At 65.0% G+C, this 23,220-nt stretch carries 21 protein-coding genes and 4 tRNA genes; 19 read left to right on the forward strand and 6 right to left on the reverse strand.

What is annotated here, in order from left to right:
• Positions 1-489, reverse strand: a 489-nt coding sequence (locus tag GPT33_RS07340; RefSeq protein WP_296806896.1) for an AAA family ATPase, incomplete at its 3' end; no start/stop codon positions are given.
• Between the two features lie 351 nt (positions 490-840).
• On the opposite strand from GPT33_RS07340, the gene GPT33_RS07345 reads away from it, so the two are divergent.
• Positions 841-1,269 carry an IS1595 family transposase gene (locus tag GPT33_RS07345; protein ID WP_296806931.1) on the forward strand — a complete coding sequence of 143 codons (429 nt, stop codon included), beginning with the start codon at positions 841-843 and terminating at the stop codon, positions 1,267-1,269.
• Between the two features lie 112 nt (positions 1,270-1,381).
• Here GPT33_RS07345 and GPT33_RS07350 read toward each other — a convergent pair whose 3' ends face one another.
• Positions 1,382-2,050, reverse strand: coding sequence for a small multi-drug export protein (locus GPT33_RS07350; RefSeq protein ID WP_296806897.1), 669 nt, complete (start codon positions 2,048-2,050; stop codon positions 1,382-1,384).
• Positions 2,051-2,277: 227 nt separating this feature from the next.
• On the opposite strand from GPT33_RS07350, the gene GPT33_RS07355 reads away from it, so the two are divergent.
• Both GPT33_RS07355 and GPT33_RS07360 read left to right on the forward strand, forming a co-directional pair.
• Positions 2,278-3,726 carry a tryptophanase gene (locus GPT33_RS07355; RefSeq protein ID WP_296806899.1) on the forward strand — a complete coding sequence of 483 codons (1,449 nt, stop codon included), beginning with the start codon at positions 2,278-2,280 and terminating at the stop codon, positions 3,724-3,726.
• A 209-nt stretch (positions 3,727-3,935) separates the two neighbouring features.
• Positions 3,936-5,267 (forward strand): class II 3-deoxy-7-phosphoheptulonate synthase, encoded by a 1,332-nt coding sequence (locus GPT33_RS07360; RefSeq protein ID WP_296806900.1) that lies wholly within the window; start codon positions 3,936-3,938, stop codon positions 5,265-5,267.
• Between the two features lie 91 nt (positions 5,268-5,358).
• Here GPT33_RS07360 and folD read toward each other — a convergent pair whose 3' ends face one another.
• Positions 5,359-6,219, reverse strand: coding sequence for a bifunctional methylenetetrahydrofolate dehydrogenase/methenyltetrahydrofolate cyclohydrolase FolD (folD, locus tag GPT33_RS07365; RefSeq protein ID WP_296806902.1), 861 nt, complete (start codon positions 6,217-6,219; stop codon positions 5,359-5,361).
• 164 nt (positions 6,220-6,383) lie between these two features.
• On the opposite strand from folD, the gene GPT33_RS07370 reads away from it, so the two are divergent.
• The 9 genes from GPT33_RS07370 (at position 6,384) to mgtE (ending at position 15,227) form a co-directional block, all read left to right on the forward strand.
• Positions 6,384-6,460, forward strand: a tRNA-Pro gene (locus tag GPT33_RS07370).
• Between the two features lie 77 nt (positions 6,461-6,537).
• A tRNA-Arg gene (locus GPT33_RS07375) sits at positions 6,538-6,614 on the forward strand.
• Positions 6,615-6,693: 79 nt separating this feature from the next.
• Positions 6,694-6,769, forward strand: a tRNA-His gene (locus GPT33_RS07380).
• Between the two features lie 51 nt (positions 6,770-6,820).
• Positions 6,821-6,896 (forward strand) — tRNA-Lys (locus GPT33_RS07385).
• Between the two features lie 499 nt (positions 6,897-7,395).
• Positions 7,396-9,522: a VTT domain-containing protein gene (locus tag GPT33_RS07390; RefSeq protein ID WP_296806904.1), complete on the forward strand. Its 2,127-nt coding sequence runs from the start codon at positions 7,396-7,398 to the stop codon at positions 9,520-9,522.
• 213 nt (positions 9,523-9,735) lie between these two features.
• Positions 9,736-10,452 carry an endonuclease/exonuclease/phosphatase family protein gene (locus GPT33_RS07395; protein ID WP_296806906.1) on the forward strand — a complete coding sequence of 239 codons (717 nt, stop codon included), beginning with the start codon at positions 9,736-9,738 and terminating at the stop codon, positions 10,450-10,452.
• A 250-nt stretch (positions 10,453-10,702) separates the two neighbouring features.
• The gene (locus GPT33_RS07400; RefSeq protein WP_296806907.1) at positions 10,703-12,637 is read left to right on the forward strand and encodes an AAA family ATPase; all 1,935 of its coding nucleotides are present in this window, start codon (positions 10,703-10,705) and stop codon (positions 12,635-12,637) included.
• On the forward strand, positions 12,634-13,533 hold the full coding sequence (locus tag GPT33_RS07405; protein ID WP_296806909.1) for a general secretion pathway protein GspB: 900 nt from the start codon (positions 12,634-12,636) through the stop codon (positions 13,531-13,533). Before GPT33_RS07400 ends, GPT33_RS07405 begins: the two co-directional genes overlap by 4 nt.
• Positions 13,534-13,784: 251 nt before the next feature.
• Entirely contained in the window at positions 13,785-15,227 is a 1,443-nt protein-coding gene (gene mgtE / locus GPT33_RS07410; RefSeq protein ID WP_296806911.1) for a magnesium transporter, read from the forward strand.
• 293 nt (positions 15,228-15,520) lie between these two features.
• Here the strand turns inward: mgtE and GPT33_RS07415 are convergent, their stop codons facing one another.
• Positions 15,521-15,847 (reverse strand): hypothetical protein, encoded by a 327-nt coding sequence (locus tag GPT33_RS07415; protein ID WP_296806913.1) that lies wholly within the window; start codon positions 15,845-15,847, stop codon positions 15,521-15,523.
• A 152-nt stretch (positions 15,848-15,999) separates the two neighbouring features.
• On the opposite strand from GPT33_RS07415, the gene GPT33_RS07420 reads away from it, so the two are divergent.
• From GPT33_RS07420 to GPT33_RS07430, 3 genes are read left to right on the forward strand one after another with little or no spacing between them, the layout of a single operon-like run.
• Entirely contained in the window at positions 16,000-17,061 is a 1,062-nt protein-coding gene (locus GPT33_RS07420; RefSeq protein ID WP_296806915.1) for an ABC transporter substrate-binding protein, read from the forward strand.
• Positions 17,062-17,087: 26 nt separating this feature from the next.
• Positions 17,088-17,546 (forward strand): hypothetical protein, encoded by a 459-nt coding sequence (locus tag GPT33_RS07425; RefSeq protein ID WP_296806917.1) that lies wholly within the window; start codon positions 17,088-17,090, stop codon positions 17,544-17,546.
• A gap of 12 nt (positions 17,547-17,558) precedes the next feature.
• A complete protein-coding gene (locus GPT33_RS07430; RefSeq protein WP_296806919.1) occupies positions 17,559-18,356 on the forward strand; it encodes a DUF2726 domain-containing protein in 798 nt (265 codons plus the stop codon).
• 387 nt (positions 18,357-18,743) lie between these two features.
• Here the strand turns inward: GPT33_RS07430 and GPT33_RS07435 are convergent, their stop codons facing one another.
• On the reverse strand, positions 18,744-19,058 hold the full coding sequence (locus tag GPT33_RS07435; protein ID WP_296806920.1) for a non-heme iron oxygenase ferredoxin subunit: 315 nt from the start codon (positions 19,056-19,058) through the stop codon (positions 18,744-18,746).
• 10 nt (positions 19,059-19,068) lie between these two features.
• Positions 19,069-20,190 (reverse strand): anthranilate phosphoribosyltransferase, encoded by a 1,122-nt coding sequence (locus GPT33_RS07440; protein ID WP_296806922.1) that lies wholly within the window; start codon positions 20,188-20,190, stop codon positions 19,069-19,071.
• Positions 20,191-20,362: 172 nt separating this feature from the next.
• Here GPT33_RS07440 and GPT33_RS07445 point away from each other — a divergent pair, with 172 nt between their 5' ends.
• The 4 genes from GPT33_RS07445 to GPT33_RS07460 all read left to right on the forward strand — a co-directional run bounded on the left by GPT33_RS07445 (position 20,363) and on the right by GPT33_RS07460 (position 23,148).
• Positions 20,363-20,869, forward strand: a complete 507-nt coding sequence (locus GPT33_RS07445; protein ID WP_296806924.1) for an LEA type 2 family protein — start codon at positions 20,363-20,365, stop codon at positions 20,867-20,869.
• A gap of 243 nt (positions 20,870-21,112) precedes the next feature.
• Positions 21,113-21,478, forward strand: coding sequence for a metalloregulator ArsR/SmtB family transcription factor (locus tag GPT33_RS07450; protein WP_296806926.1), 366 nt, complete (start codon positions 21,113-21,115; stop codon positions 21,476-21,478).
• Positions 21,479-21,601: 123 nt separating this feature from the next.
• Complete coding sequence (locus GPT33_RS07455; RefSeq protein WP_296806928.1) at positions 21,602-22,150, forward strand: arsenate reductase ArsC; 549 nt, start codon at positions 21,602-21,604, stop codon at positions 22,148-22,150.
• Positions 22,147-23,148, forward strand: a complete 1,002-nt coding sequence (locus GPT33_RS07460; protein ID WP_296806929.1) for an ArsJ-associated glyceraldehyde-3-phosphate dehydrogenase — start codon at positions 22,147-22,149, stop codon at positions 23,146-23,148. Before GPT33_RS07455 ends, GPT33_RS07460 begins: the two co-directional genes overlap by 4 nt.
• The last annotated feature ends 72 nt before the right edge of the window (positions 23,149-23,220 follow it).

Genomic DNA, 23,220 nt, shown 5'->3' on the forward strand with positions numbered 1-23,220 from the left:
GATGTCCGGAGATTTCAGCCGTTGCTCTTGGCGGTCGAGTTGAGTGACAACCGTGACGGCATCCAGCTCGTTGGTGACCGCGTAGCCGTAACCGCAAGAGAAATCGAGGAAGTGCCAAGGCTGTCCGCTGCTACCCCGACGATATTTTAGAATCTCGCGCTCAACCACTGGAGCGCCATTACGCTCGCCTATCGTCAGGGAGTAGGTTACCAGCGGGCTGTCGTCTCGTTCGCGGAACTTCAGTTCGATCTCGATGTTGCCGTCTTTGCCCCGACTGCGGACCTCACTCAAACCTCGGCTTCCACCGAGCTTCACCAAGGCCGTGTGGACATTGCTTGACAGTGCTGTCTTTAGGAAACCGAACACGCTGAACAGCGTCGATTTGCCTGTGCCGTTAGCGCCCACGAGTACGCAGAAACGCGGAATATCCAGGAACTCGGCGTCTTGGAAGCTCTTGAAATTCTTGAGTCGGATCGATTCGATCTTCATGTCTCGCTCGTTTCCAAGATCCGTTTTTCGGCCGGCATGGGGTGTCTCCGTGTAGCGTGGGCGCCTTGCGGTTTCAAAGCTCCAATTCGGCCTGGGCGCCGAGATACGGGGACTTGAGGCAGACCCTGCAGTACGCCCAAGAACTGGGTCTTCACAAGGATGACGCCCAGCGCATGACGCAACAGTTGCGCGAGGGCATCGAGTGCAAGCGGCCCTTGCCGGTGCTCGACGGCGAGGTCGAGGCCGACGAGGTGTACGTGGTCGCCGGCCACAAAGGGCACCCCGAGGCGGTGAAAAAAAGACCGCAAAGGCCGTCGGCGCCGACTGAAGGGGGCTCGCGGTCGCGGCACTCTGGCCAAAGAGAAGCCGCCGATTCTCGGCCTGATCCAGCGCGGCGGCGAGGTGGTGGTGCGGATGCTGGAGAATGTCCAACAGAAGACCATCGAACCCATTATCCGCGCCTGCGTGGCCGAGGGGACGCGCTTCTACACCGATGAGTATGATATCTACGCCCGTTTGCCCGCATGGGGCTACGAGCACCACAGCGTCTGCCATAGCCGCGGAGAATACGCCCGCGACGAGGACGGTGATGGCTTCCACGAAGTCCACGTGAACACCATCGAGGGCGTCTGGTCGTTGTTGCGCTCCTGGCTGCGCCCTCACCGCGGGATCTCCCGGGAACACCTGCCGATGTACCTGAGCTTTTTTCAGTTCGTCCACAACAGTCGTGCGCGCGGGAAGGGGCTCCTCCCGGCGCTCTTGGCAGCCCTGGTCGTCTAGCTGTCTGGAATGCAGATTGAGCCAAAAAGAAAGATCCGGTCCCGCTACGTTTGCCGCGAGCTCCATCAACCCCAACGCCCGCCTGCTTCACAGAGGGTCGCCGGGCGAGGTGCTAGTCGACACGCTTGCGCCCCGATGTCCGGCGTCGGCGGCGTACCAGGCGTCTCAGCAGATATCCTCCGAGAATGATCACCACCAGGACTGCGAACAAGCCCAGCGGGCCGAAGGGGCTGAATCCTGCGACCTGGTCGTGTAGCTGCCGCATGGCCCACGCCCAGCCCAGGATGGCGAGGTAGGTCCCGGCCAAGACGACCCCCAAGGTCACCCGCATGCTGAGACCCAGCAGGACGCCGATGGCACAGCCGACGATGGGTCCGGTCATCCAGATCGGCGACCAAACGAAGATGAAGAGGCCGATGAGCCCGTAACGGCGAATCGTTTCGTGATGGCGTTCCGCGGTCTCCCGAACCGCGCTCAGGTAAGGCCGCAGGGTCTTCACTTCCAACAGCCCGCGCCAGCTGAAGACGAACAAGGGGTAGAAGATCAAGACCAGGATCGTCTCGATCAGGAGGTTGGCCAGGACCACCGTGAGGTCATCCAGTCCGGTGGCGTATCCGAGCGACATGGCTGTGACGCGCCCGAAGACCAGGTTGGTCGCGATGACGGCTGCGAGCAACTGACCATATCCCGGGGACCACACGGCGGCTACCGTCAGTGCGGCCAACGCCGCAAGAGACAGGCAGAGAGCGGCCAGCAGGACCAGACCTTCGGACGTCCGCAAGACGGATTTCCACGACGAGCTCATGGTGCGCACCCGGGTTTGATCTTTCCTTTTGCCTGCGCGGAGCGATGGTCCGGTTCCGAGGTTTGCCGATCGCGAACGGCAGGCGTTCGCGTGGACGGCATGGCCGACCGCAGGTCCCGCCGTCGATCGCGACCCGGCGCGGTGGTATCGTTGGTGCGCCGTGTTGGCCAGGCGATCCGATAACGATATCAGGGAGAACGTCCGTGTCCGAAGTCAAGTTCTACTCCGGTGAATCCGTTCCGCTGGAGATGCACAAGGTCCGCATCGTCCAGAAACTTCATCTCGTCCCGATCGAGCAGCGTCATGCGGCCATCACCGAGGCGGGCAACAACACCTTTCTGCTCAAGAACCGCGACATCTTTCTGGATATGCTGACCGACAGCGGCGTCAATGCCATGAGCGATCGGCAGCAGGCGGCCATGATGGTCGCCGACGACAGCTACGCCGGGTCCGAGACCTTCTACCGCCTGGAGGCGAAGATCCGAGAGATCTTCGGGACGCGCTACTTCCTGCCGGCCCATCAAGGGCGCGCCTGCGAGAATCTCCTCTCCCAGGTGCTTGTGCGGCCGGGCACCATCGTGCCGACGAACTACCACTTCACAACAACCAAGGCACACATCACGCTCAACGGCGGGACGGTCGAGGAGATCTTCACGTCCGACGCGCTGGAGGTGACCAGCGATAAGCCCTTCAAGGGCGATATGGACCTCGAGAAGCTCCGGGCCCTGATCGCGGAGCAGGGGGCCGAGCGGATCGCCTTCGTGCGCTGCGAGGCCGGCACCAACCTGATCGGCGGACAGCCCGTGTCGTTGCAGAACATGCGCGATGTCGGCCGGATCTGCCGCGAGCACGGCATCCTCGCCGTGCTCGATGCCAGCCTCCTGGCCGACAACCTTTACTTCAACAAGATCCGCGAGCCCGAGTGTCGCGAGATGAGCCTGCGCGAGATCACCCGCGCCGTGGCCGACCAGTACGACCTCATCTACTTCTCCGCCCGCAAGCTCGGTTGCGCGCGCGGTGGCGGGATCTGCATGAACAGCGAGGATCTCTATAAGACGATCCGCGAGAAGATCACACTCTACGAAGGCTTTCTCACCTACGGCGGCATGTCGGTCCGCGAGATCGAGGCCATCACGGTCGGTCTCGAGGAGACGATGGACATGGACATGGTCAGCCAGGGTCCACAGTTCATTCGCTTCATGGTCGAGGAGCTGGCCCGCAAGGGTGTCCCGGTGATCACGCCGCCCGGCGGGCTGGGCTGTCACATCGACGCGCGGGCCTTCCTCTCGCACGTCCCCCAAACCGAGTATCCCGCCGGTGCGCTCGGTTCCGCCCTCTATCTCGTCGGCGGCGTTCGCGGCATGGAGCGCGGCACGCTCTCCGAGCAGCGCAACCCCGACGGGAGCGAGAAGCTCGCCGACATGGAGCTGCTGCGGCTCGCCTTGCCGCGCCGGGTCTTCACCATGTCGCAGGTGAAGTACGCCGTCGACCGCATCGTCTGGCTTTACGAGAACCGCCATCTGGTGGGCGGTCTGCGTTTCGTCGAGGAGCCGAGCATCCTGCGCTTCTTCTTCGGACGCCTCGTCCCGACCTCCGACTGGCAGGAGGCGCTGGTGGCCAAATTCCGCGCCGACCTGGGCGACAGCTTGTAGGGGCCTGAGATGACCTTGAAGCGTGCGACCTTCAATCCCGAGAAGGCGGTGAGCCCCTGGCAGCCGGCCTCCCGCATGGCTGTCTCCGTGCGTCCAAGCGTCGGTAAAGCCGATCGGCAGGTGCGGAGCCATCGGTTCCCGATACCCGATCACCTGTCGGAATCGCAAGGCCGGTGGCTGGAAGCCGGTGGCCGGAGGCGCCGCCCGACATGAACGACTGGTCTCCAAGCTCCTGGCAGTCGCACAGGGCACTGCAACAGGCGACCTATCCGGATCCGGCGGCACTCGAGGCCGCCCTGTCGGAGCTGCGCGGCCTGCCTCCGCTGGTCACCTCATGGGAGATCCAATCGCTCAAGCGCCAGTTGGCCGAGGCGGCGAACGGCGATGGTTTTCTGCTTCAAGGCGGCGACTGTGCGGAGGGGTTCGCCGACTGCCGATCCGAGGTCATCGCCAACAAGCTCAAGATCCTGCTCCAGATGAGCCTGGTGCTGGTGGAGGGGCTCAAGCAGCGGGTGATCCGGGTCGGGCGCATCGCCGGGCAATACACCAAGCCCCGCTCGGCGGATACCGAGACCCGCAACGGCATCACTTTGCCCAGCTATCGCGGCGATTTGATCAACGGTCCCGACTTCACCCCGGAGTCGAGAACCCCCGATCCGCGGCGCCTCTTGCTCGGTCACGGCCGAGCGGCCCTGACCCTCAACTTCATCCGTGCCTTGTCCGAGGGCGGGTTTGCCGATCTGCAGCATCCCGAGAACTGGGACTTGGCCTTCATGGCCAATTCACCGCGCGCGCTGGACTACCGCAAGGTGGTCGAGTCGCTCGGGGAATCACTGCGGTTCATGAAGGCGGTGGGTGCCGGCTCGGGCGAGCTGGCGCGGGTGCAGTTCTTCACCAGTCACGAGGCCCTGCACCTGCATTACGAGCAGGCCCTGACGCGACAGGTCAGGCAATTCCCCGGCTGGTTCGATCTGAGCGCCCACATGCCCTGGATCGGTCTGCGCACCGCCGATCCGGACGGTGCGCACGTGGAGCTCATGCGCGGCATCGCCAATCCGGTCGGGGTCAAGCTCGGCGGCGACCTCTCGCCCGAGTGGCTCGAGGCATTGGTGGAGCGGCTGAATCCGCAGCGCGAGCCGGGCCGTCTGGTCGTCATCCATCGCTTTGGCGCAGATCGGATCGAGCGCGAGCTGCCCCCGATGATCGAGACTATCAGGCGGACCGGGAACCCTGTCCTCTGGGTCTGCGACCCCATGCACGGCAACACCGAAACCACGTCGAAGGGGTACAAGACACGACGCTTCGAGAACATTCTGACGGAGCTGAGCCTGGCCTTCGACATCCATCGCGAGTCGGGAGGCCGTCTCGGCGGCGTCCATTTCGAGTTGACCGGGGACGATGTCACGGAATGCTTGGGAGGCGCCCGCGGCTTGGACGAGGTCGGCTTGGAACGCGCCTATGTCACCCAGGTCGACCCCCGCCTGAACTACGAGCAGGCGCTGGAGATGGCGATGGCCGTCGTGCGCAAGCTGCGCAGTTGATCCCCGGGCACGCGGTTTCTCGCTAGGAACACTTCAAAAACAACCGAAACACGTAGTTCGTCAAGGTGTTCAGCTTGTTTCTGAATCCCCACTAACCCATAGCGGCATGCAGCTCTGCGGCCTGGAGCGTGTTATCGAGCAGACTGGCGATGGTCATGGGACCCACGCCGCCGGGTACGGGGGTGATCCAGGAGGCGCGCTCGGAGCAGGGGCCGAAATCCAGGTCGCCGACCAGTGTGCCTTCCGCGGTGCGGTTGATGCCGACGTCGATCAAGATGGCGCCTTCCTTGACCCAGTCACCCGGGATGAAGCGGGGGCGTCCGAGTGCGGCGACCAGGATGTCGGCCCCGCGGGCCTTCTCGGCGAGGTCCTTGGTTCGGCTGTGACAGACCGTGATGGTGCAGCGCGCGGCGAGCAGCTCGAGCGCCATGGGCCGGCCGACGATGTTGGATTGTCCGATGATGACGGCGTCCAGTCCCTCGATCGGTCGGCCGGTGCGCTCCAGCAGTGTCATCACGCCCTTCGGCGTGCAGGGGCGCAGCAGGGGCCGACGCAGCACCAAGCGGCCGACGTTCTCGGGGTGGAAGCCGTCGACGTCTTTGGTCGGCAGGATGCAGTCGGTCACGGCGGCTTCGTCGATCTGCTCGGGCAGCGGGAGCTGGACCAGGATGCCGTCGATCTTCGGGTCGGCGTTGAGTCGGTCGATGAGATCGATGAGGTCCGCTTGGTCGATTGTCGCCGGCAGTTCATGCATCTCGGAGTAGAAACCGACCTCTGCGCAGGCCTTGCGCTTGTTGCGTACGTAGACCTGAGAGGCGGGATTCTCGCCGACCAAGACGACGGCAAGGCCCGGCGGGCGCCCGCCCGCGGCCAAGATGGTATCCACCCGTCTGCGAATCTCGACGCGTATCTCCGCGGCGACGGACTTGCCGTCCAGAATTTGTGCGCTCATCGTGGCCTCGTCATGCGATCGTTGTGCGGCATCATAGCGAGCACCGCAGCGCATGAAAACGCGGCGCTTGCCGGCCGCGATCCAGCCGCTGTCGGTGGATTGACTCTGCCCTCCGCCCGGCGTATAGTTCCGGCTCTTCGATTTCGGGATGCGTTTTCCGAAACCGGGGTATAGCGCAGTCTGGTAGCGCGCCTGCTTTGGGAGCAGGATGTCGGGGGTTCGAATCCCTCTACCCCGACCAATTGCCCACCAGGTCGCTTACGGTGACGTCGCTTAGGGTGAGGCGACCGAACGCCGGCTTCGATGCGCACGCGATCGGCGCTCGTAGCTCAGCTGGATAGAGCAACGGCCTTCTAAGCCGTGGGTCGCAGGTTCGAGTCCTGCCGAGCGCGCCAAAATCAGGCTCGACAGGCACAGGATCAAGGAACGGAAGCGCGGGATGCGCGATGGCCAAGGATCGGTATTCTCGCAATGGTGGACGTAGCTCAGTTGGTAGAGCGCAGGATTGTGATTCCTGTGGTCGTGGGTTCGAGCCCCATCGTCCACCCCACCATTTCAGGCTCTGCGGTAGGTCTGCACCGATCGCATTGGCAGAGTTCTCGGGTCGTTAGCTCAGTTGGTAGAGCAGTGGACTCTTAATCCATCGGTCGTAGGTTCGAATCCTACACGACCCACCATCACATCAAGGGCTTGAGTGGAATCCACTTGAGCCCTTTTCTTTTTGCGCGACCTTCACGCGCGAAGCACAGTCCGAACGGGAGTGGGGGCTCGACCTGCGCGAGCACATGGCGGCGGAGGAGAACATGCCCGCCACGGAGCCCGTCGCCGTCACGCTGGACGAGGTTCTGGATGCCCCGCGCGCGCCCTCCGGGTCCGAAACCCGTTTCCACGACGTGACGACCAAGCAGAGGGGTCAGGCCGAAGGGGCGAAGATGCGAGTGATTGACCTCATAATCGAGGACATCGTCGGGACGGTCGGCTATTCGGGGTTGGTGCTTGCCAGCGGCGAGGGCCGCGCGCCGGAAACAACCCGGATTGCGGAGGTCGTTCGGGTGCGTCTCGTCTCCTGGAGGGGCTGGCCTACCCGGACGACCGGCCGCAGGGTCCGACGCCCGAGCAGGTGCGGCGGGCGTTTCCGCCGACACTTAAGTGTTGTTTCGGGTAGGGAACGGGGTGATGAGGCGTTTCAGGTTCAAAGAAGGGCGCAATTGCTGGCGGATCGCGCGGGCCGAGCGCGTCGCCGTTGTGGTGGACGGCGAAGCCTATTTTTCGGCAGTCCGTACGGCCCTCATTGCGGCGCAGCGGCGGGTCTTCATCCTTGCCTGGGACATCCACAGCCAGTTGGAGCTGGTGAGGGAGGATCCGGGGGATGGGCTGCCCACCCGCTTGGGGGAACTCATCCTCGCCCTCCTGGCGCGCCGACCGGAGCTTGAAGTTCATATCCTCCTGTGGAATTTCGCCGCGATCTACGCTTTGGAGCGCGAGCCTCTCTTCTTCGGCGACACCCCTTGGGACAAGCACCCGCGACTGCACTTCGTTCAGGACGACGAACACCCGCTGGCCGCGAGTCACCACCAGAAGCTGGTGGTGGTGGACGGGGCGATCGCCTTCTCCGGGGGATTCGACCTCAGCAAGTGGCGTTGGGACACGAGCGAGCACCGCGCCGAGGAGCCCCGGAGGGTGGATACCCGGGGTGAGGCTTATCCGCCATTCCATGACGTACAGATGCTTGTAGACGGCGCGGCCGCGGCCGACCTCGAGACGCTCTGCCTGCAGCGGTGGCGACAAGCCACGGGCGATACCCTCGAACCTGCGGCGCAGACCGGGTCGGACCCCTGGCCCGATGAGGTGGTCCCCTTGCTCTCGGCGCACGACTGCGCCATTGCCCGCACCCTACCGACCTACGAAGCGCAGGAGGAGGTGCGGGAGGTCGAGCGGCTCTACGGAGACATGATCGACACGGCCGAGCGTTTCATCTACCTGGAGAATCAATACCTGTCCTCGGCCTTCGTGTGCGATGCCCTGGCCGCACGACTGCGTCGGCGTACGGGTCCCGATGTGGTGATCGTGCTGCCGCGAGAGACCGGCGGCTGGCTGGAGCAGCACACCATGGACGTGCTGCGCGCTCGGCGTCTCGCACCCCTGCGGGAGGCCGACCGCCACGGGCGACTGCGAGTCTACTATCCCGTCGTGCCGGGGCTGGATTCGGGCTGTCTCATGGTCCACGCGAAGCTGACGATCGTGGACGATCGCCTGCTGCGAGTAGGCTCGGCCAATCTGAGCAATCGGTCCATGGGCCTGGATACGGAGTGCGATCTTTGCGTCGAGGCTCGGGACGAAGGCAGTCGTGCCGCCATTGCCGGGTTGCGCCGACGGCTGCTCGCGATGTTCCTGGGCGTGGACTCGGGTGCAGTGGCTGACGCGGAGGACCGCGAGGCCGGCCTGATCGCGGCCGTCGAGTCCCTGCGCAGCGACGCTCGGACCCTGGCCCCGCTGATCGGTGACGTGGACCCGGAATGGGAGCGGCAACTCCCCGCGGATCAACTCATCGACCCGGACCGCCCGCTGAATGCGGCGGACCTCGGCGACGCGGTGATGGGCGCGCGCTCTCTGGTCCCGGCGCGCCGCCGGCTCTGGCTGGGCGTCGGGCTGGTGCTCTTGGTGCTGACCCTGGCCGCTGCTTGGCGCTGGACGCCGCTGGGGGATTGGCTGGAGCCGCGCGTCTTGGCCGATACCCTGACGGGCGCACTCCACGGCCCCTGGGGTCCCGTGCTGACGGTGGCGGGGTTCGTGGGCGGGAGCCTGTTGGCGATCCCGGTGACTTTGCTGATCTTGGTGGCCGCGCTGGTCTACGGGCCGGCGCTCGGTGCCCTCTTGGCGATGGCGGGCTCGATGGCGGCGGCCTTGGCCACCTACGGCATCGGGCAGTATCTGGGGCGCGCTTCGGTGGAGCGCCTGTCCGGGGGCAGCGTCCACCGACTGAGCGAGCGGCTCGCCCGCCGCGGCATCCTCGCGGTCGTGGCGGTACGCATCATCCCCGTTGCCCCCTTCACCGTGATCAACCTCTTTGCCGGCGCCTCGCGCATCCGCCTGCGGGACTACGTGATCGGCACCCTGATCGGCATGACGCCCGGGGTGGCCGCCATGTCCGTGTTCGCGGAAGGCATCCTCGCCTTGGTGCGCGATGCAGAGTTGAAGTACTTCCTGGCGGTGGCCCTGGTCCTGGCATTCATCGTCGGGCTGACCCTGCTGGCCCGGCGTCTGTTCGTTCGGTTCAATGATCGCGACGGAAGGGACGCATGAAGCGATTTCGCGCCCGTCATACCTCGCACAGTCGGCGCAGGTCGACCCGGCCCCGGGGCCGAACAGCATACCCGTCGTCAGCGCGGCGAAGGCTTAAACCCGGCGACAGGTCGCGCGGCGCGGCAATCCACGGGGAGTGAACCGCGATCTGGGGTCGGCCCGAGCCGCTCTCGGACGCGATGGCTTCTTCGTCAACGAATGCACGGGCCTGTCATGCGCTTAAGCCTTGCGACGTACAACATCCATGCCTGCATCGGGGTCGACGGGCGCTTCGATCCTCACCGCACGCTGAAGGTGCTCAGGGAGCTCGGCGCGGATCTGATTGCGCTGCAGGAAGTGGAGCATCATGCGGTCGAGGGTCGGGATCTACTTGATTTCTTTGCCGATGGGCTCGACATGGCCGCCATTGCGGGGCCCACCTTGTTGCGCGGCGACCGCCACTACGGCAACGCCTTGCTCACGCGCCTGCCCGTGTCGCATATCAACAGGATTGATCTGAGCCTGCCCCGCCGCGAACCGCGCGGCGCCCTGGACGTGCAGCTCGAATGGGGTGGACGGCGGATTCAGGTTGTTGCCACTCATCTTGGCCTTCGCCTCGGGGAGCGGCGTCGGCAGGTTCGCCTTCTCCTCGAGCTCTTCGAAGGCTCCTCTGTCGATCTCTCCGCGCTGCTGGGCGATCTCAACGAGTGGCAGCTTTGGGGCGGGGCCCTGGGCTGGCTGCGCAGACACTTTACGGACGGTTGCGGGCGTGCCCCGCGCACCTATCCCGGACGCTTTCCCCTGTTCGCGCTCGACCGGGTTTGGGTCAGACCGGCCGACGGACTTCTCGGCGTCCAGGCGCATCGAACGCACTTGGCTCGCCGTGCCTCGGATCATCTGCCGCTCAAGGCGCTCTTGACGCTCCCGGAGGTGCCCGCGGTCCCGCCATAGCCCGGAGGTCGGGCAGCGCGACGTCCGAGCGGTGGCGGGTGGCGAACGCCGGGCAGTGCAACATTTCGCGCGTACGCCTATAAACTTGACGCCTCCTGTCCGCCTGACTACCCTCGCGCGATCGACATAAACCCCCAAAAATGCATTGGTTGGGCAACGGGTGCTCGGGCGGGCCTCCCGTCGGCCTTCTCGACGGCTGTCGATCCATCATCGCCTTGCCCTTCGGCCCGAGCCCACGGCCGATACCCCGGTGTATCGCTCGATCGGTCAGGCTGCGCGCGACGCCTTGCCCACCGCCATTACCTCATCGAGAGCCAGTGTGTATCCCAAGTATTTCGGGCTTAAAGAGCCCAGCTTCTCCATTGCGCCGGATCCCCATTATCTGTTCCTGAGCGAGCAGCATAAGGAGGCCCTCGCACATCTTCTCTATGGGGCGGGGGAGAGCGGCGGCTTCGTCCTCTTGACCGGCGAGGTGGGGACGGGCAAGACGACCGTCTGTCGCGCCTTCCTGGAACAGCTCCCGGAGGGGGTCGAGGTCGCCTTGATCCTCAATCCCGCGGTCACCGCCAACGAACTGTTGCTCAATCTCTGCGACGAGTTTCGGATTCCGGTTCCCGAGGGCGAGCGCTCGGTGAAGGCATTGGTCGACCGTCTCAACGTCTATCTGCTGGAGGCGCACGGCAAGGGCCGTCGACCCGTGCTCATCATCGACGAAGCGCAGAGCCTGCGCCCGAAGGTTTTGGAGCAGGTGCGTCTGCTCACCAATCTGGAGACCAGCAAACACAAGCTCCTGCAGATCTTCTTGATCGGCCAACCCGAGCTGCGTCGTCTGCTCGAGCGCGATGCGCTGCGCCAGATCAACCAGCGCGTGACTGCCCGTTTCCACCTACGGCCCTTCACGCGCGAGGAGACCGGCGACTATATCCGCCATCGGGTTGCAGTCGCCGGTGTGGACCGTCCCTTGTTTACCGCGGCGGCGATTCGACGGATCTACACGTGCTCCGGCGGGGTCCCGCGCCTGGTGAATATCCTGTGCGATCGCGCGCTGCTCGGTGCCTGTGTGACGCGCAGCTCTCAGGTGACGCCGGCCATCGTCAAGCGCGCGGCACGCGAGGTCCAGGGCGAGTCGATCGAAAAGCCGCCTCGCCCGGTGGTGCGCACCGGATTCGCCGCGGCTGCCGCCTTTGTCCTCGCGATGATCGCCGGATGGCTCGGTTATGCCTGGGTGTCCGACGATGCCGCGGCCCTTCTGGCCGATCTGCTCCCGGGCGAGCGCTCCCTCTCGGCCGGCGGGCCGGGTCCCGAGTCGACGCCGAGTCCGGAGGGTGGCGAAGGATCGGGGCAGGAGGCTGTGTCGCAATCGCCTGAGTCACTGCTCGTGGCGTCAGACGGGGCTGCGGATGCAACGCCGCCCGACCCGGGCGGCGTTGCGGCTTCCGGCGAGGCGGCTCCGGGCGGAGACGCTCCGCTCGACGGCGCACCGGTGGACGTGCTCCCGCAGATCGATCCTGCGCGCTTCGATCCGGATGCAATCGCCGAGACGCTTGAACGCATCGCCATGCCCGAATCCGACGCCCTGCGCCTGCTGTTGCTGCGTTGGGGTGTCGAGGTCAACGACCTCCCGGCCGGCGACCCCTGCGCGCGTGTCGCCTCGTTTGGACTCAGGTGCGAGCGCGGGCAGGGGGACCTCGAGGAGCTGCGTCTTTTCGATCGTCCGGCCTTGCTGCGGGTTCGCGACGCGGGGGGTGCTCCACGTTTTCTGGTTCTAAGCTCGATCGATGGGCCGTCGGGTACGCTTGCCCTGCCGGGCGGGAACGAGTCGGCGCCGCTCGATCGCCTGGAATCCGTCTGGACCGGCGATCATATCCTGGTGTGGCAGCCGCCGCCGACCGGGTCGGCGCTGATCGGTCCGGGCACCTCCGGGGAGTCGGTGCGTTGGTTGCGCGAGCTCTTGGCGAAGGTACCGGGGTCGGGGCTTCCGGCCAGCGATTCCACTTATTACGATACGGAGCTGACGCGCTCGGTCCGAGCGTTCCAGGCGTCACGCGGTTTGGTGACGGATGGGATCGCCGGTCCGCGCACACTTATTCAGCTGCACAACGCCGTCGATCTTCCCGGAGTCCCCAGGCTGGTGCGGACATCCGACGTGTCCGAGTCGGCGAGTACGGAGCCCACAGAGCCATGAGCTATATCCTGGAGGCGTTGAAGAAGTCTCAGCAGGAGCGCGAGCTCGGGCGCGTCCCGACGCTGGACACCAGCGGCATGTTCAGCGAGGACAAGGAACCTGTGCCGACCAGTCATTGGGGCTTGCTTGCCGTCGGCTTGGCGGCGGTGGCGGTGGTCATCGCACTCTACGCGGTGCTGCGGACCCCCTCGCCGGTGCCGTTACCCGTGCAAGCCGAGGCCGAGCCCGCAGCGGCCGCCACGCCGATGTCGACATCGGCGCCTGCACTCTCGGCCGCGGACCCCACGCAAACGCTCGCGGATGCGGTACCGATGATCGCGTCGGATGGCGCCTATTCGCCCGCGTCCTCGCCCGCGTCCTCGCCCGCGTCCTCGCAGGCGCAGACATCGCCGCGTCCATCGGGGGTGCCCGGGCCTGACCCGGCAATGATCCCGGACGACGAACCGTTGTTTCTGGCAGAGCCGGATCCCTGGCTGGAACAGGAGCTGCAGCGTCAGTTGGACAGCGAGCAGGCGGCCTATGCGGAGCCGCCCGAGCCAAGGCGCAGGCCGCAGCGTGCGGCCGTGCCGTCCGACCTGGTCGAAGACATCGAAAGCTTCAAGCAGCAGGTTCGTCGCGAGCAAGGTATCCCGCCTCCTTTGGAGCAGCGCCAGCCGGCCGACATCCGCGGCGACCCCACCAAACTGCGTCTCACGCCCATGCAGCAGGCGCAGCTGCCCGCCTACTTCATGACCGTGCATGTCTACGACGAGGATGCCGCCAAGCGCTTCGTTCTCATCAATGCGCTGCGCTATGTCGAGGGCGAGGAGACCCGCGACGGGATTCGCATCGAGCGCATCATCCCGGAGGGTGCGGTCTTGAGCTATCTGGGCAATCCTTTCTTCGTGCGTCGCTGATCGCCGCTCCGCTCCCGGGTCGTGGCCTCTTTAACGGGTCGAAAACAAGTAGAGCAACGACAACAACGACAACTGGGGTAAACGCGTCGATGGACTCGTTTAATCCCTTGGAGAACCCTTTCTTAGAGAGTCTGTAATGGCGCCGTGTCCTTCCCCGCGGGCTCGCAACAGGCCCGCGAATTACGTAAAGTGCGCAGCTCTCCGTCTCAGTCGATCCCGACGTCATCAACCCCGACCCCGGCGCTGTTCCAATGACTCAACCCAAGGCACGCGACACCGACGCCATGCATCGCCACCTGCGCGATGTCGAGCGGCTGTTGGCGCGCCTGCGGCTGGTCGACACCCTGGTGCATCGCCAGAGGATGCCGCACCAGGAGTTGGTGGAGAACATCACCCACAGACAGAACCTGGGTCGGCTGCGTCGTAAGCTCGATCGTCTGCATCCGGCGGATATCGCCTGCATCCTCGAAGCCCTGCCGGTCGAAGATAGGTTGTTCGTGTGGGATCTCGTCAAGGTCGAGAAGGACGGCGACATCCTGCTCGAGGTCTCCGACGCGGTGCGGGCCACCTTGCTCGGGACCATGGACGCCGACGAGATCAAGGCCGCCGCCGAGACCCTGGACGCCGACGAGCTTGCGGATCTGGCCCCCGATCTGCCGCCCGAGATCATGCAGGACGTCCTGGCCTCGCTCGATCAGGAGGAGCAGGAGCAGGTCCGTGCGGCCATGTCCTATCCCGAGGGGACGGTCGGCGCCCTGATGGACTTCGACATGGTGACGGTGCGCGAGGACGTCACGCTGGAAGTGGTCCTGCGGTATCTGCGCCGGTTCGATACGCTGCCGGATCATACCGACAAGATCTTCGTGATCGACCGCGAGGAGCGTCTGCGCGGGGTCCTGACCCTCGAGTCGCTGCTCATCAACGACCCCGAGACCGAAGTCTCGACGGTCATGCAGTCCAAATCGATCGTGAGCTTTTCTCCGGACGACAGCGCGGACTCGGCCGCCAACGCCTTCGAGCGCTACGATCTGGTCTCGGCCCCCGTGCTGGACAGCGAGACATGCGTGATCGGTCGTCTGACCGTGGCCGACATGGTCGACCACATTCGCGAGGAATCCGAGGCCGAGATCCTCAGCAATGCCGGGCTGCGCGAGGAGGAGGACATCTTCGCGCCCGTGATCCGCTCGGTGAAGAACCGCTGGGCCTGGCTCGCCGTCAACCTGGTGACGGCCTTCATCGCCTCGCGGGTCATCGATTTGTTCGAGGGCTCGATCGAAAAGCTGGTGGCGCTCGCCGCACTCATGCCGATCGTCGCGGGCATCGGCGGCAATGCGGGCAACCAGACCATCACCATGATCGTGCGCGCGATCGCAATGGGACAGGTTCAGCCGTCCGCGGTGTGGCGGCTGCTGCGCAAGGAGCTTGCCGTGGCCTTGATCAACGGCATCGTCTGGGGCGGGGTCGTCGGTGTGGCGGCTTGGCTGCTCTACGGCAATTACGAGCTGGGACTGGTCATGACCGCGGCCATGATGCTCAATCTGCTCCTCGCGGCGACCGCCGGGGTGGTGATTCCTTTGATCCGCCAGCGGCTGGGTCGCGATCCGGCGCTCGGCAGCTCCGTGTTGATCACCGCCTTGACCGACTCGGGGGGGTTTTTCATCTTTCTCGGCCTGGCGACCTTGTTCTTGCTTTAAACCGCGCCCGTCGCGGTGCGTGATGTTTTTGGATGGAATCGGCCCCGGCAGACTTGACGACGTTGGATCTGGCGCGGTTTAAAGTCTTAAAAAATATTAGATTCTAAACCGCGTCTCACCGGGGTCGAGGACATCTCCGAAGCCGAACGCAAAATGAAAACGACGCATCTCGCTCCGGACGCGGTTTAGCACCGGATCCAAGCGGGGTCGGCGACGGGCCCGGCTGCTCGGAAGCGAGCGGGACCGAGCCGTATTCACGGCTGTTTTCCCTCTGCCCGACCGGAAAGGTCGGATCAATCGCCATAGGTATACTCATCCCTGCAGCGCCCCTGCTTCCAAAGGCCGGGAGGGCAGGGATAGGATGCTCCGCGGCTCTCGGAATAGACCGGCCTGTCGTAGCCGTCGGTGGCGATCGCCGTCGCGACGGCACCGGCTAGTCCGCTGCCGATGATGGCTGCGTTGCGACCGCCGAGCTCTCCGCCGACAAAGGCCCCGAGCGCAGCGCCGAGACCGCCGCCGACGGCAGCGCGGGAGCTCATTTGGTCCGCCGTCGCTGGGGTCGCCGCCATGATCAGCGCGAAGGCCGGAGCGATCGACAATGCAGACTTGCGATTGAACATACTCGATTCTCCTCGTCGGTCGATTGGGTCACGAGTATGGTTGCAGATCCAAGCTGAACCGACGCTGAACGCTCCGCGGCCTTTTTTCCCCTGTGGAGGATCACCGGGACGGGGGCGCTCGGTCCTGTCAGGCGCATCAATCGGAGATCGAAATGACCCTACGTCGAATCGCGGTGGCCGCGCCGATCGCGATCGGGCTCGTCCTGATCGCGCTTGGATTCCTGCTGCCGGGCGGCGAGCGCTTGATCCGCGAGAATCTGCCCTTGGAGACGCATGTGACGGTCCTCGCGCCGGGCGATGACGGGACCATCCTTGCCGCCACCCAAGCCGGCGAGATCTGGCGCTTCGACGGCGCCGGCTGGGAGCAGGAGGACGCAGGGCTCGAGGGTCGTCTGGTGCTGGCAATGCGCGGTGAGCCGAGTCGCCGTGCGGTCGGCACGGCGACCGGACTTCTGTCCACGACCGGCCTTGCGCCGCCGCCCGGCAACCCGCGGGTCAGCGATGTCCTGGAGACCGAGGCGGGACTCTTGGCGGCGACACCCCAGGGGCTGTGGGTGCATGCCGACGACACCTGGCACCGCCCGCTCTCGGGCGTGCCGCTGTATCGGCTGGCCGAGCAGGGGCGCGAGGGGCGTGTCCATCTGCACGCCGCAACGATCGGCGAGGGGGTCTACTCCGCCTCGATCGAAACGCTCTTGTCGCCCTGGGCAGCGAACAGCCGCGGGCTTCCCGATGGCGTGAAGGCACTTTGTTTCGCCGTGACCGAAGGAGGCATGCTCCTCCTCGGGACGGATCGGGGTCTCTATCGGCAGAGCGTACCGGGCGAGACCTGGGAGGCGTTGGCTCAGTTCCCGCGCGAGCGCCGCGTCCTCGCACTCTATCTTGCGCCGCCGGAGGGGCGCGGCCTGCAGCGGCTGTGGATCGGCACGGATGACGGCTTGTCCGCCCTTGATCTTGCCGAGACGCGCGAAGGTCTCTCGGTCGCCAGCCCGCTGCGATCGTTCGATGCACTCTGGGAGGCGCCGGAGACGGGCGTGAGCTGGATCCTCCCGGTAGCCGGGGATGGCCTGATGGTCAGTGCCGGGGCCGTTTATCGTTTGAGCGCGGTGCGTTATCCGGGTTGGTACCGGTTCGTGCTGGCCGGTATCCTGTTGCTTCTCGTCGGCGGCTGGCTGTGGCTCGGATTCAACCCTGAGCCCGCCCGCGACGGCTAACCGTTGTTCCGGATCGAGGTTCCACTATGGATCGCTTTACGCGAAACGCCGTCATCGGCTCGGGTGTGTTGGTTGTGCTGTTGATCCTGTCGCTGCTGCCTTGGGGCGGGATGGCGTTCGGCCCGCGCATCTGGCAGCTCAACGCTGTCTTGGAACGAGATCCAGTCCTTGCGGAGTATCCGTACGACTTCAAGGCGCTGCTTTTTTTGAACGGCATCGTGACCCTGACGCGCCCCTACGACGCGGACGTCCCGATGGACGACGCCCTGGTCGCGATGGATCCGACACTGGCCGGCAAGCCTGCCGACGATCCCGCCTTCGCCGCCGCTCGGGATCGGCTCCAGCGCACGGAGTTTCACGCCATCGGTCTGATGCTGGCCGAGCCCGATGTGAGCTCGATCGTCTGGTCGCTGGATCGGGCTTGGCTCAATCGTCGGGGGATCGCGTTCCCGGCTACGAATCCCGCGCTCGGCGGGTCGATGTAGGTCGAACGGATCATGCAGCATTTCTATTTTCTACTCGGACTGGGCGCACTCGCGGCGGTCGCTTTCGCGTTCAGCCTGTGGCGCCGACTCAGGCAGCGCAACCGCTTACCCTACCGTGTCGATGCCTTTCTCCTCTCGCCGCCGCAGCGTGCATTCGCCGCGGTGCTCGAGCGCGCCGTCGGGCAAGAGTATCGGATCTACGCCAAGGTCCGGGCGGCGGACATCATCGAGGTCGAGCGCCGGCTCGATCGGCGTGCTCGCGAGCGCGCTGCCGAGCGCCTCGTCGAGCAGGTCTTCGATTTCGTGATCTGTACCCGGGAGTCGAGCGCCATCGCCTGTGCGGTCAATCTCGCGGCGCGTTCGCGGTTGTCCAGACGCCCGCCCAAGAACAGGCTCGACCGCATCTGCGCCGCGGCAAAGCTCCCTTTCGTGCGCTTTCGCGAGAGCGATGTCTATTCGGTCGTGGAGATCGAGGAGCAGGTTTTTTCGGCCATGCAGACGATCCGAGTCCATCCCCGTGCCGAGGAGCTCTCGGTGCAGGATACTCGCGATGCACTGCGTGACCTCTCGGACGTCATCGGCAACAAGGTTCCCGAGCCGCGGCGCATGAAGCGCCCGGCCCGTCCGTCGCAGGCACCCTCTAAGGGCCAAACAACGGCGAGTACTCCAACCCCGATCAAGCCGCGTACCCGCACCGAGCCCCGGCTGCACATCGACGAGGAACTCGACATCGGCCACGAGGAGCGCATGCCCGAGCCCCGAATCGAGGTCGAATTCGACGAAGACCGCCCAAGTCGCGCCAGGATGTAGCTCGTCCTCGATATTCGTTTCGGCCACATCGGCAGTGTCCAGGTCGCCGACGGCGACCACCCGGGTACGCCGACTTCAGTCGGCACCCGGGGAGGCGGACTTCAGTCCGCCGCGCGGGCGCGCTCGGGCGACTGAAGTCGCCCGTACCCAGGTGCCGACTGAAGTCGGCGTACCCGGCGCGGTTTAGGAACGATTCAAGAATAAGTAAAACGACTCGGTTGTCGTTGGCGTCATCGAAAACGACAACGACAACGATTGGATTCCGTGCTCGACTGATGTCTCATCGTCCCCGATTCCCGCAATCTCCTGAACCGCGTCCACCGAGTTTTCAAATGAGCGGCGAGGGTGAAAGCACCTCGCCATCACCCGAATCACCCCTGACGCGGTTCAGCTCGGATCGATCCAGATCTGCCCGTCCGCCACCACGAGCCGATAGGTCCGAATCGGCTCGTCCGCCGGCTCGTCCATCGGCTCGCCGGTTGCGAGACTGAATCGGCTACCGTGCAGCGAGCACTTGATCCGATCCCCGTCGAGACAGCCGTAGGAGAGCGGATAGTCCTCGTGGCTGCAGTTGTCCTCGACGGCATAAAAACGTCCGTCGACATTAGCGACGATGTACGCCTGGCTGCCCACGACGACCTTCAGAAATTTGCCGGGCGCGATCTCATCCGTGCCGGCGACGGCGACATAGGGTTTGTCCATCGGTATCTCCTCAACGCACCCGTTTCGCGGCCTTCCCCGAATCCAGGACGTCGCGGATGCGATCCGCGGCGACCTCCAGCGAGCCTTCGCGCCCGAGATGCCAAAGGATCAGCGCGCCCGCGAACACCAGGCTGTCGTAGGTCGGACCTTGGGCGCCTTCCAGGGCGGCGATTCCCGCCTGCGCCGCGGCCCGCGCGGTGGCCAACACGTCGACCGCCACGGCGATCTCGTCGCCCGGTCGGGTGGTCTGGGGCAGATCCTCCGGCAAGGGGACGGCGCGCACCGACTGGGCGATCCCGAGCGCGGCCGGATCGACCTCGAAGGACTGCTCCTCCGACATCTGCTGGTAGTTGAAACAGGTGCCCTTCTGGCGCAGCGAAGGGATGACGCCGCCCTCGACGCCGCGAATCAGAAGTGCGGAATGAAAACCGGCATGGCGGGCCAGCATGGCGTAGATTCGAGGGTACGGTTTGTGAACGTACCCGGTGACCAGATGGGTGTGTTTGCGCCCGTGGATCGGCCGGGCCAAGACCTCGACCGTGGTGATCGCCTGGCGCTTGACGATGGTGGAGCGCAGATCGACCAGGTTGTGCAGCGGGGCGCAGAAGGCGCGTTGGTCGACATAGCTCCAGCCCAGCGCCGGATCGGCCAGACGCTCGGCCGCCTCGACCGGCGAGAGGTCGACCGACACCCCGACGGCGTCCAGGATATGTCGGTGGGTCACGCCGAACTTGGGTCCGACCGCATGCGCGCCGTGACTGATCGCCGGGACACCGCACTCGGCGAGCACGGGCATCAGGAAGGGGGACGCCGGCAGGCAGCGGTTGTAACCGTCGTAGGGATCCGCGATGTCGACCACGTCGTCCACATCCGCTACGACATGACCCGTGGCCTCGCGCACCGCATCCAGGATGCCTTTGAGTTCCTCGTCGGTCTCGCGCTTCATCCGCAGGGCGATCAGGAAGATGCCGGCCTGTACCGGGTCGACCGCGTTGTCCAGAATGGCGCCCATGCCGATGCGGGCCTCCTCCGTGGAGATGTCCTTGGAGAGCTCCGGACCGGTCGCGATGCGCTGGATGATCGAGCGCATTTGGATCTTGGCGTCGCTCGATGCGCTGGCCTGACTGTTCATGATTGTCCTCCGGGACCTGGCTGTTTTTCGGTGCCGAGTGGCGGATGCCGTACTCGAACCGAGTCTTTTCGACGTGCCGGCCATTTTGGTGGCTCGGGCGCCGGATCTCAACGCGCGTGAATGCGACGGGTTGGTGCAAGATACGGCCGTTTACCTTTCGGAGTCGACATACATGGCCCATTGCGTTCGTCTGCCCCGGCGTGCCCTGTTCGGCATCCCGGCCCTGCTTCTCCTGTACCTCGCCGCCGGTTGTGCCGGCCTGACGGCGCCTTGGACGGCGCCCGAGGTCGCGCTGCTCGGGGCCCAGCCGAAGCTCCTGGGGCTCGATCGTCAGTCCTTTCTCGTCAATCTGGGGGTGACGAACCCCAACGATCGCGCACTTCCGATCAAGGGCCTGAGCTACCGGGTCGTGGTTGAAGGTCAAGATCTCGCCGAGGGCTCGAGCGAGCTTGCACGGCTGATCCCGGCGGGCGGGACCGAGCAGGTCGACGTGGAGGTCAACAGCAACCTGCTGGGCTTGATGCCGAGCTTGCCTCGCCTGCTGCTCACTAAGGACAAACTCGCCTGGACGGTCAGCGGAATCGCCTACGTGGATGCCGGCGGTGTGCGTCTTCCCGTGCCCTATCGGCACAGCGGCACGATTGCGCCCGCAGCATTGATCTCGGGCAAAGGGTTTTAAACCGCGCCCGGTGCGGTGTGCGTCATTTGTTGGAATGGCTTGGCCGCGCCAGCCCCGACGACTGTCGGAGCTGGCGCGGTTTAGGCGATTCTCCGAGAAGGAACGACCAGGGTGTAGTCAGGGCGACTTCAGTTGGCGCCCTAACTTACTTTCGAGGATCTCGTCGTGCCGGAATCCTCCCGACAGCCGAGCGATCCGCAACCGTCATCAAACCTTCATTTTGCTCAATATTCGTTCTAGGGTATGTTTCCAGCCGTGACGATTCAACCGACCGATTTGTTTGCCGCGCTGGCTCACGAGACGCGCCTGCGTTGCCTGATCCTGCTGACGCGCCACCCGGAGCTCTGTGTCTGCGAGCTGACGCATGCCATCGGGGCGGTTCAGCCGCATGTGTCCAGACATCTCGCGCAACTGCGCGAGTTGGGTCTGGTGACGGATCGACGCGAGGGTTTGTGGATCTTCTATCGCGTGAGCCCGGTGCTGCCGGATTGGGTCGCCGCGGTGCTGCGCGAGACGTTCGACGCGGTGTGCGGCGAGCGGCCCTTCGTGGAGGACGATCGGGTGCTGGCGCAGATGCCGAACCGGCCGGGCGTTCCCCGCTGCGCCTGACCCGGGCGTGTCGTATGGAGCGTCCCCGGCGTTGGTTCGTGCATCCTCGCAGTCTCGCGCGTCTATCGCGGTCAATCGCCGGACGCTTGTTCGGCGACGTTTTATCCCACCGAGGACTGACCCATGGTCGAGAGACCCTACAACGTGTTGTTTCTGTGCACCGGTAATTCGGCACGCAGCATTTTCGGCGAGTGCATCGTCAACCGATTCGGCCGTGGCCAATTCAATGGCTACAGCGCCGGCAGTCATCCGAAGGGCGAGGTGCATCCCCTGGCCCTCGAGGTCCTTCGGCGGAACAACTACCTGACCGATGATCTGCGCAGCAAGGACTGGGCTGAGTTTGCCGAGCCGGGCGCCCCGGTGATGGATTTCGTCTTCACGGTCTGCGATCGCGCGGCGGCCGAGATGTGCCCGGTCTGGCCGGGACAGCCGATGACTGCCCATTGGGGCGTGCCGGATCCTGCCGAGGTCGAGGGCAACGAGGTCGCACGCATGATGGCGTTTCGCCACGCCTTCGCCGCGCTTCAGAATCGCATCCAGATCTTTCTCAGTCTGCCGCTCGCGTCCTTGGATCGGCTCAAGCTGCAACGCGAGCTCGACGCGATCGGGCGCACGCCGCTCCCCGCGTTGGAGCAGGTCGAACAGGTTCAATCGGAAGCGGAGGGACGATGAGCGTTCGTATCGGGATCAACGGCTTCGGCCGCATGGGGCGACTGGGCCTGCGCGCGGCGCGAGGTCGGGACGGGCTCGAATGTGTCCGGATCAACGAGATCGCGACGGATGCCGCCGGCTCGGCGCATCTTCTGAAGTTTGACTCGGTCCACGGGGTTTGGGGACCTGACTGCGCGGGTGAGGGCGATACAATCCGGATCGACGACCGGTCGATCGCCTACAGTCGCAACCCGGCGCTGGCCGACACCGACTGGTCGGATTGCGACATCGTCATCGAGTCGACCGGCAGACACCACAAAAAACCCGAAACGCTTCAGGGCTATTTCGATCAAGGGGTCAAGAAGGTCTTGGTCGCGGCACCGACCGAGGGTGCCCTGAACATCGTTTACGGCGTCAACCAGCATCGCTACGACCCGGTCGAGCACCATTTGGTCACGGCGGCTTCCTGCACAACCAACTGTTTGGCGCCGGTCGTGAAGGTCATGCACGAGCGGGTCGGGATTCGTCACGGCACCATGACGACCATCCACGACATCACCAATACCCAGCGGATCGTCGATCTCGGACACAAGGACCTTCGCCGCGCGCGCGCCTGCGGTCAGTCGCTCGTTCCGACCAGCACCGGCTCGGCCAAGGCGATCACCAAGATCTTTCCCGAGCTCACGGGCAAGCTGAACGGTCTGGCCGTGCGTGTGCCCTTGCTCAACGCCTCGCTGACCGACTTTGTCTTCGAGGCCGCGCGGGCTGTGACGGTCGAGGAGGTCAACGGGTATTTCAAGGCCGCTGCAGAAGGCGAGCTGGCGGGTATCCTCGGTTACGAGGAGCGTCCGCTGGTCTCGGTCGACTACAAGGATGATCCGCGGTCGTCGATCATTGATGCACTGTCGACGATGGTCATCGACGAGACGCAGGTGAAGGTGTTGGCCTGGTACGACAACGAATGGGGCTATGTGAATCGGATGATGGACATTGCGCAGATGTTGGGAGAGGGGTTTTAAACCGCGCCCAGTGCGGTATGCGTAGTTTGTTCGATTGGCTTGGCCGCGCCAGCTCCGACGATCGACGGAACC

Origin of the sequence: Thiocapsa sp. (assembly GCF_011390875.1) — a bacterium.
Lineage (GTDB): Bacteria > Pseudomonadota > Gammaproteobacteria > Chromatiales > Chromatiaceae > Thiocapsa.

Bases quoted from the DNA above. Each gene is read 5' to 3' on its own strand.
- GPT33_RS07360 (WP_296806900.1), top strand. From the start codon at position 3,936: ATGAACGACTGGTCTCCAAGCTCCTGGCAGTCGCACAGGGCACTGCAA.
- folD (WP_296806902.1), bottom strand. From the start codon at position 6,219: ATGAGCGCACAAATTCTGGACGGCAAGTCCGTCGCCGCGGAGATACGC.
- GPT33_RS07390 (WP_296806904.1), top strand. From the start codon at position 7,396: ATGAGGCGTTTCAGGTTCAAAGAAGGGCGCAATTGCTGGCGGATCGCG.
- GPT33_RS07395 (WP_296806906.1), top strand. From the start codon at position 9,736: ATGCGCTTAAGCCTTGCGACGTACAACATCCATGCCTGCATCGGGGTC.
- GPT33_RS07405 (WP_296806909.1), top strand. From the start codon at position 12,634: ATGAGCTATATCCTGGAGGCGTTGAAGAAGTCTCAGCAGGAGCGCGAG.
- mgtE (WP_296806911.1), top strand. From the start codon at position 13,785: ATGACTCAACCCAAGGCACGCGACACCGACGCCATGCATCGCCACCTG.
- GPT33_RS07415 (WP_296806913.1), bottom strand. From the start codon at position 15,847: ATGTTCAATCGCAAGTCTGCATTGTCGATCGCTCCGGCCTTCGCGCTG.
- GPT33_RS07420 (WP_296806915.1), top strand. From the start codon at position 16,000: ATGACCCTACGTCGAATCGCGGTGGCCGCGCCGATCGCGATCGGGCTC.
- GPT33_RS07425 (WP_296806917.1), top strand. From the start codon at position 17,088: ATGGATCGCTTTACGCGAAACGCCGTCATCGGCTCGGGTGTGTTGGTT.
- GPT33_RS07430 (WP_296806919.1), top strand. From the start codon at position 17,559: ATGCAGCATTTCTATTTTCTACTCGGACTGGGCGCACTCGCGGCGGTC.
- GPT33_RS07435 (WP_296806920.1), bottom strand. From the start codon at position 19,058: ATGGACAAACCCTATGTCGCCGTCGCCGGCACGGATGAGATCGCGCCC.
- GPT33_RS07440 (WP_296806922.1), bottom strand. From the start codon at position 20,190: ATGAACAGTCAGGCCAGCGCATCGAGCGACGCCAAGATCCAAATGCGC.
- GPT33_RS07445 (WP_296806924.1), top strand. From the start codon at position 20,363: ATGGCCCATTGCGTTCGTCTGCCCCGGCGTGCCCTGTTCGGCATCCCG.
- GPT33_RS07450 (WP_296806926.1), top strand. From the start codon at position 21,113: ATGTTTCCAGCCGTGACGATTCAACCGACCGATTTGTTTGCCGCGCTG.
- GPT33_RS07455 (WP_296806928.1), top strand. From the start codon at position 21,602: ATGGTCGAGAGACCCTACAACGTGTTGTTTCTGTGCACCGGTAATTCG.
- GPT33_RS07460 (WP_296806929.1), top strand. From the start codon at position 22,147: ATGAGCGTTCGTATCGGGATCAACGGCTTCGGCCGCATGGGGCGACTG.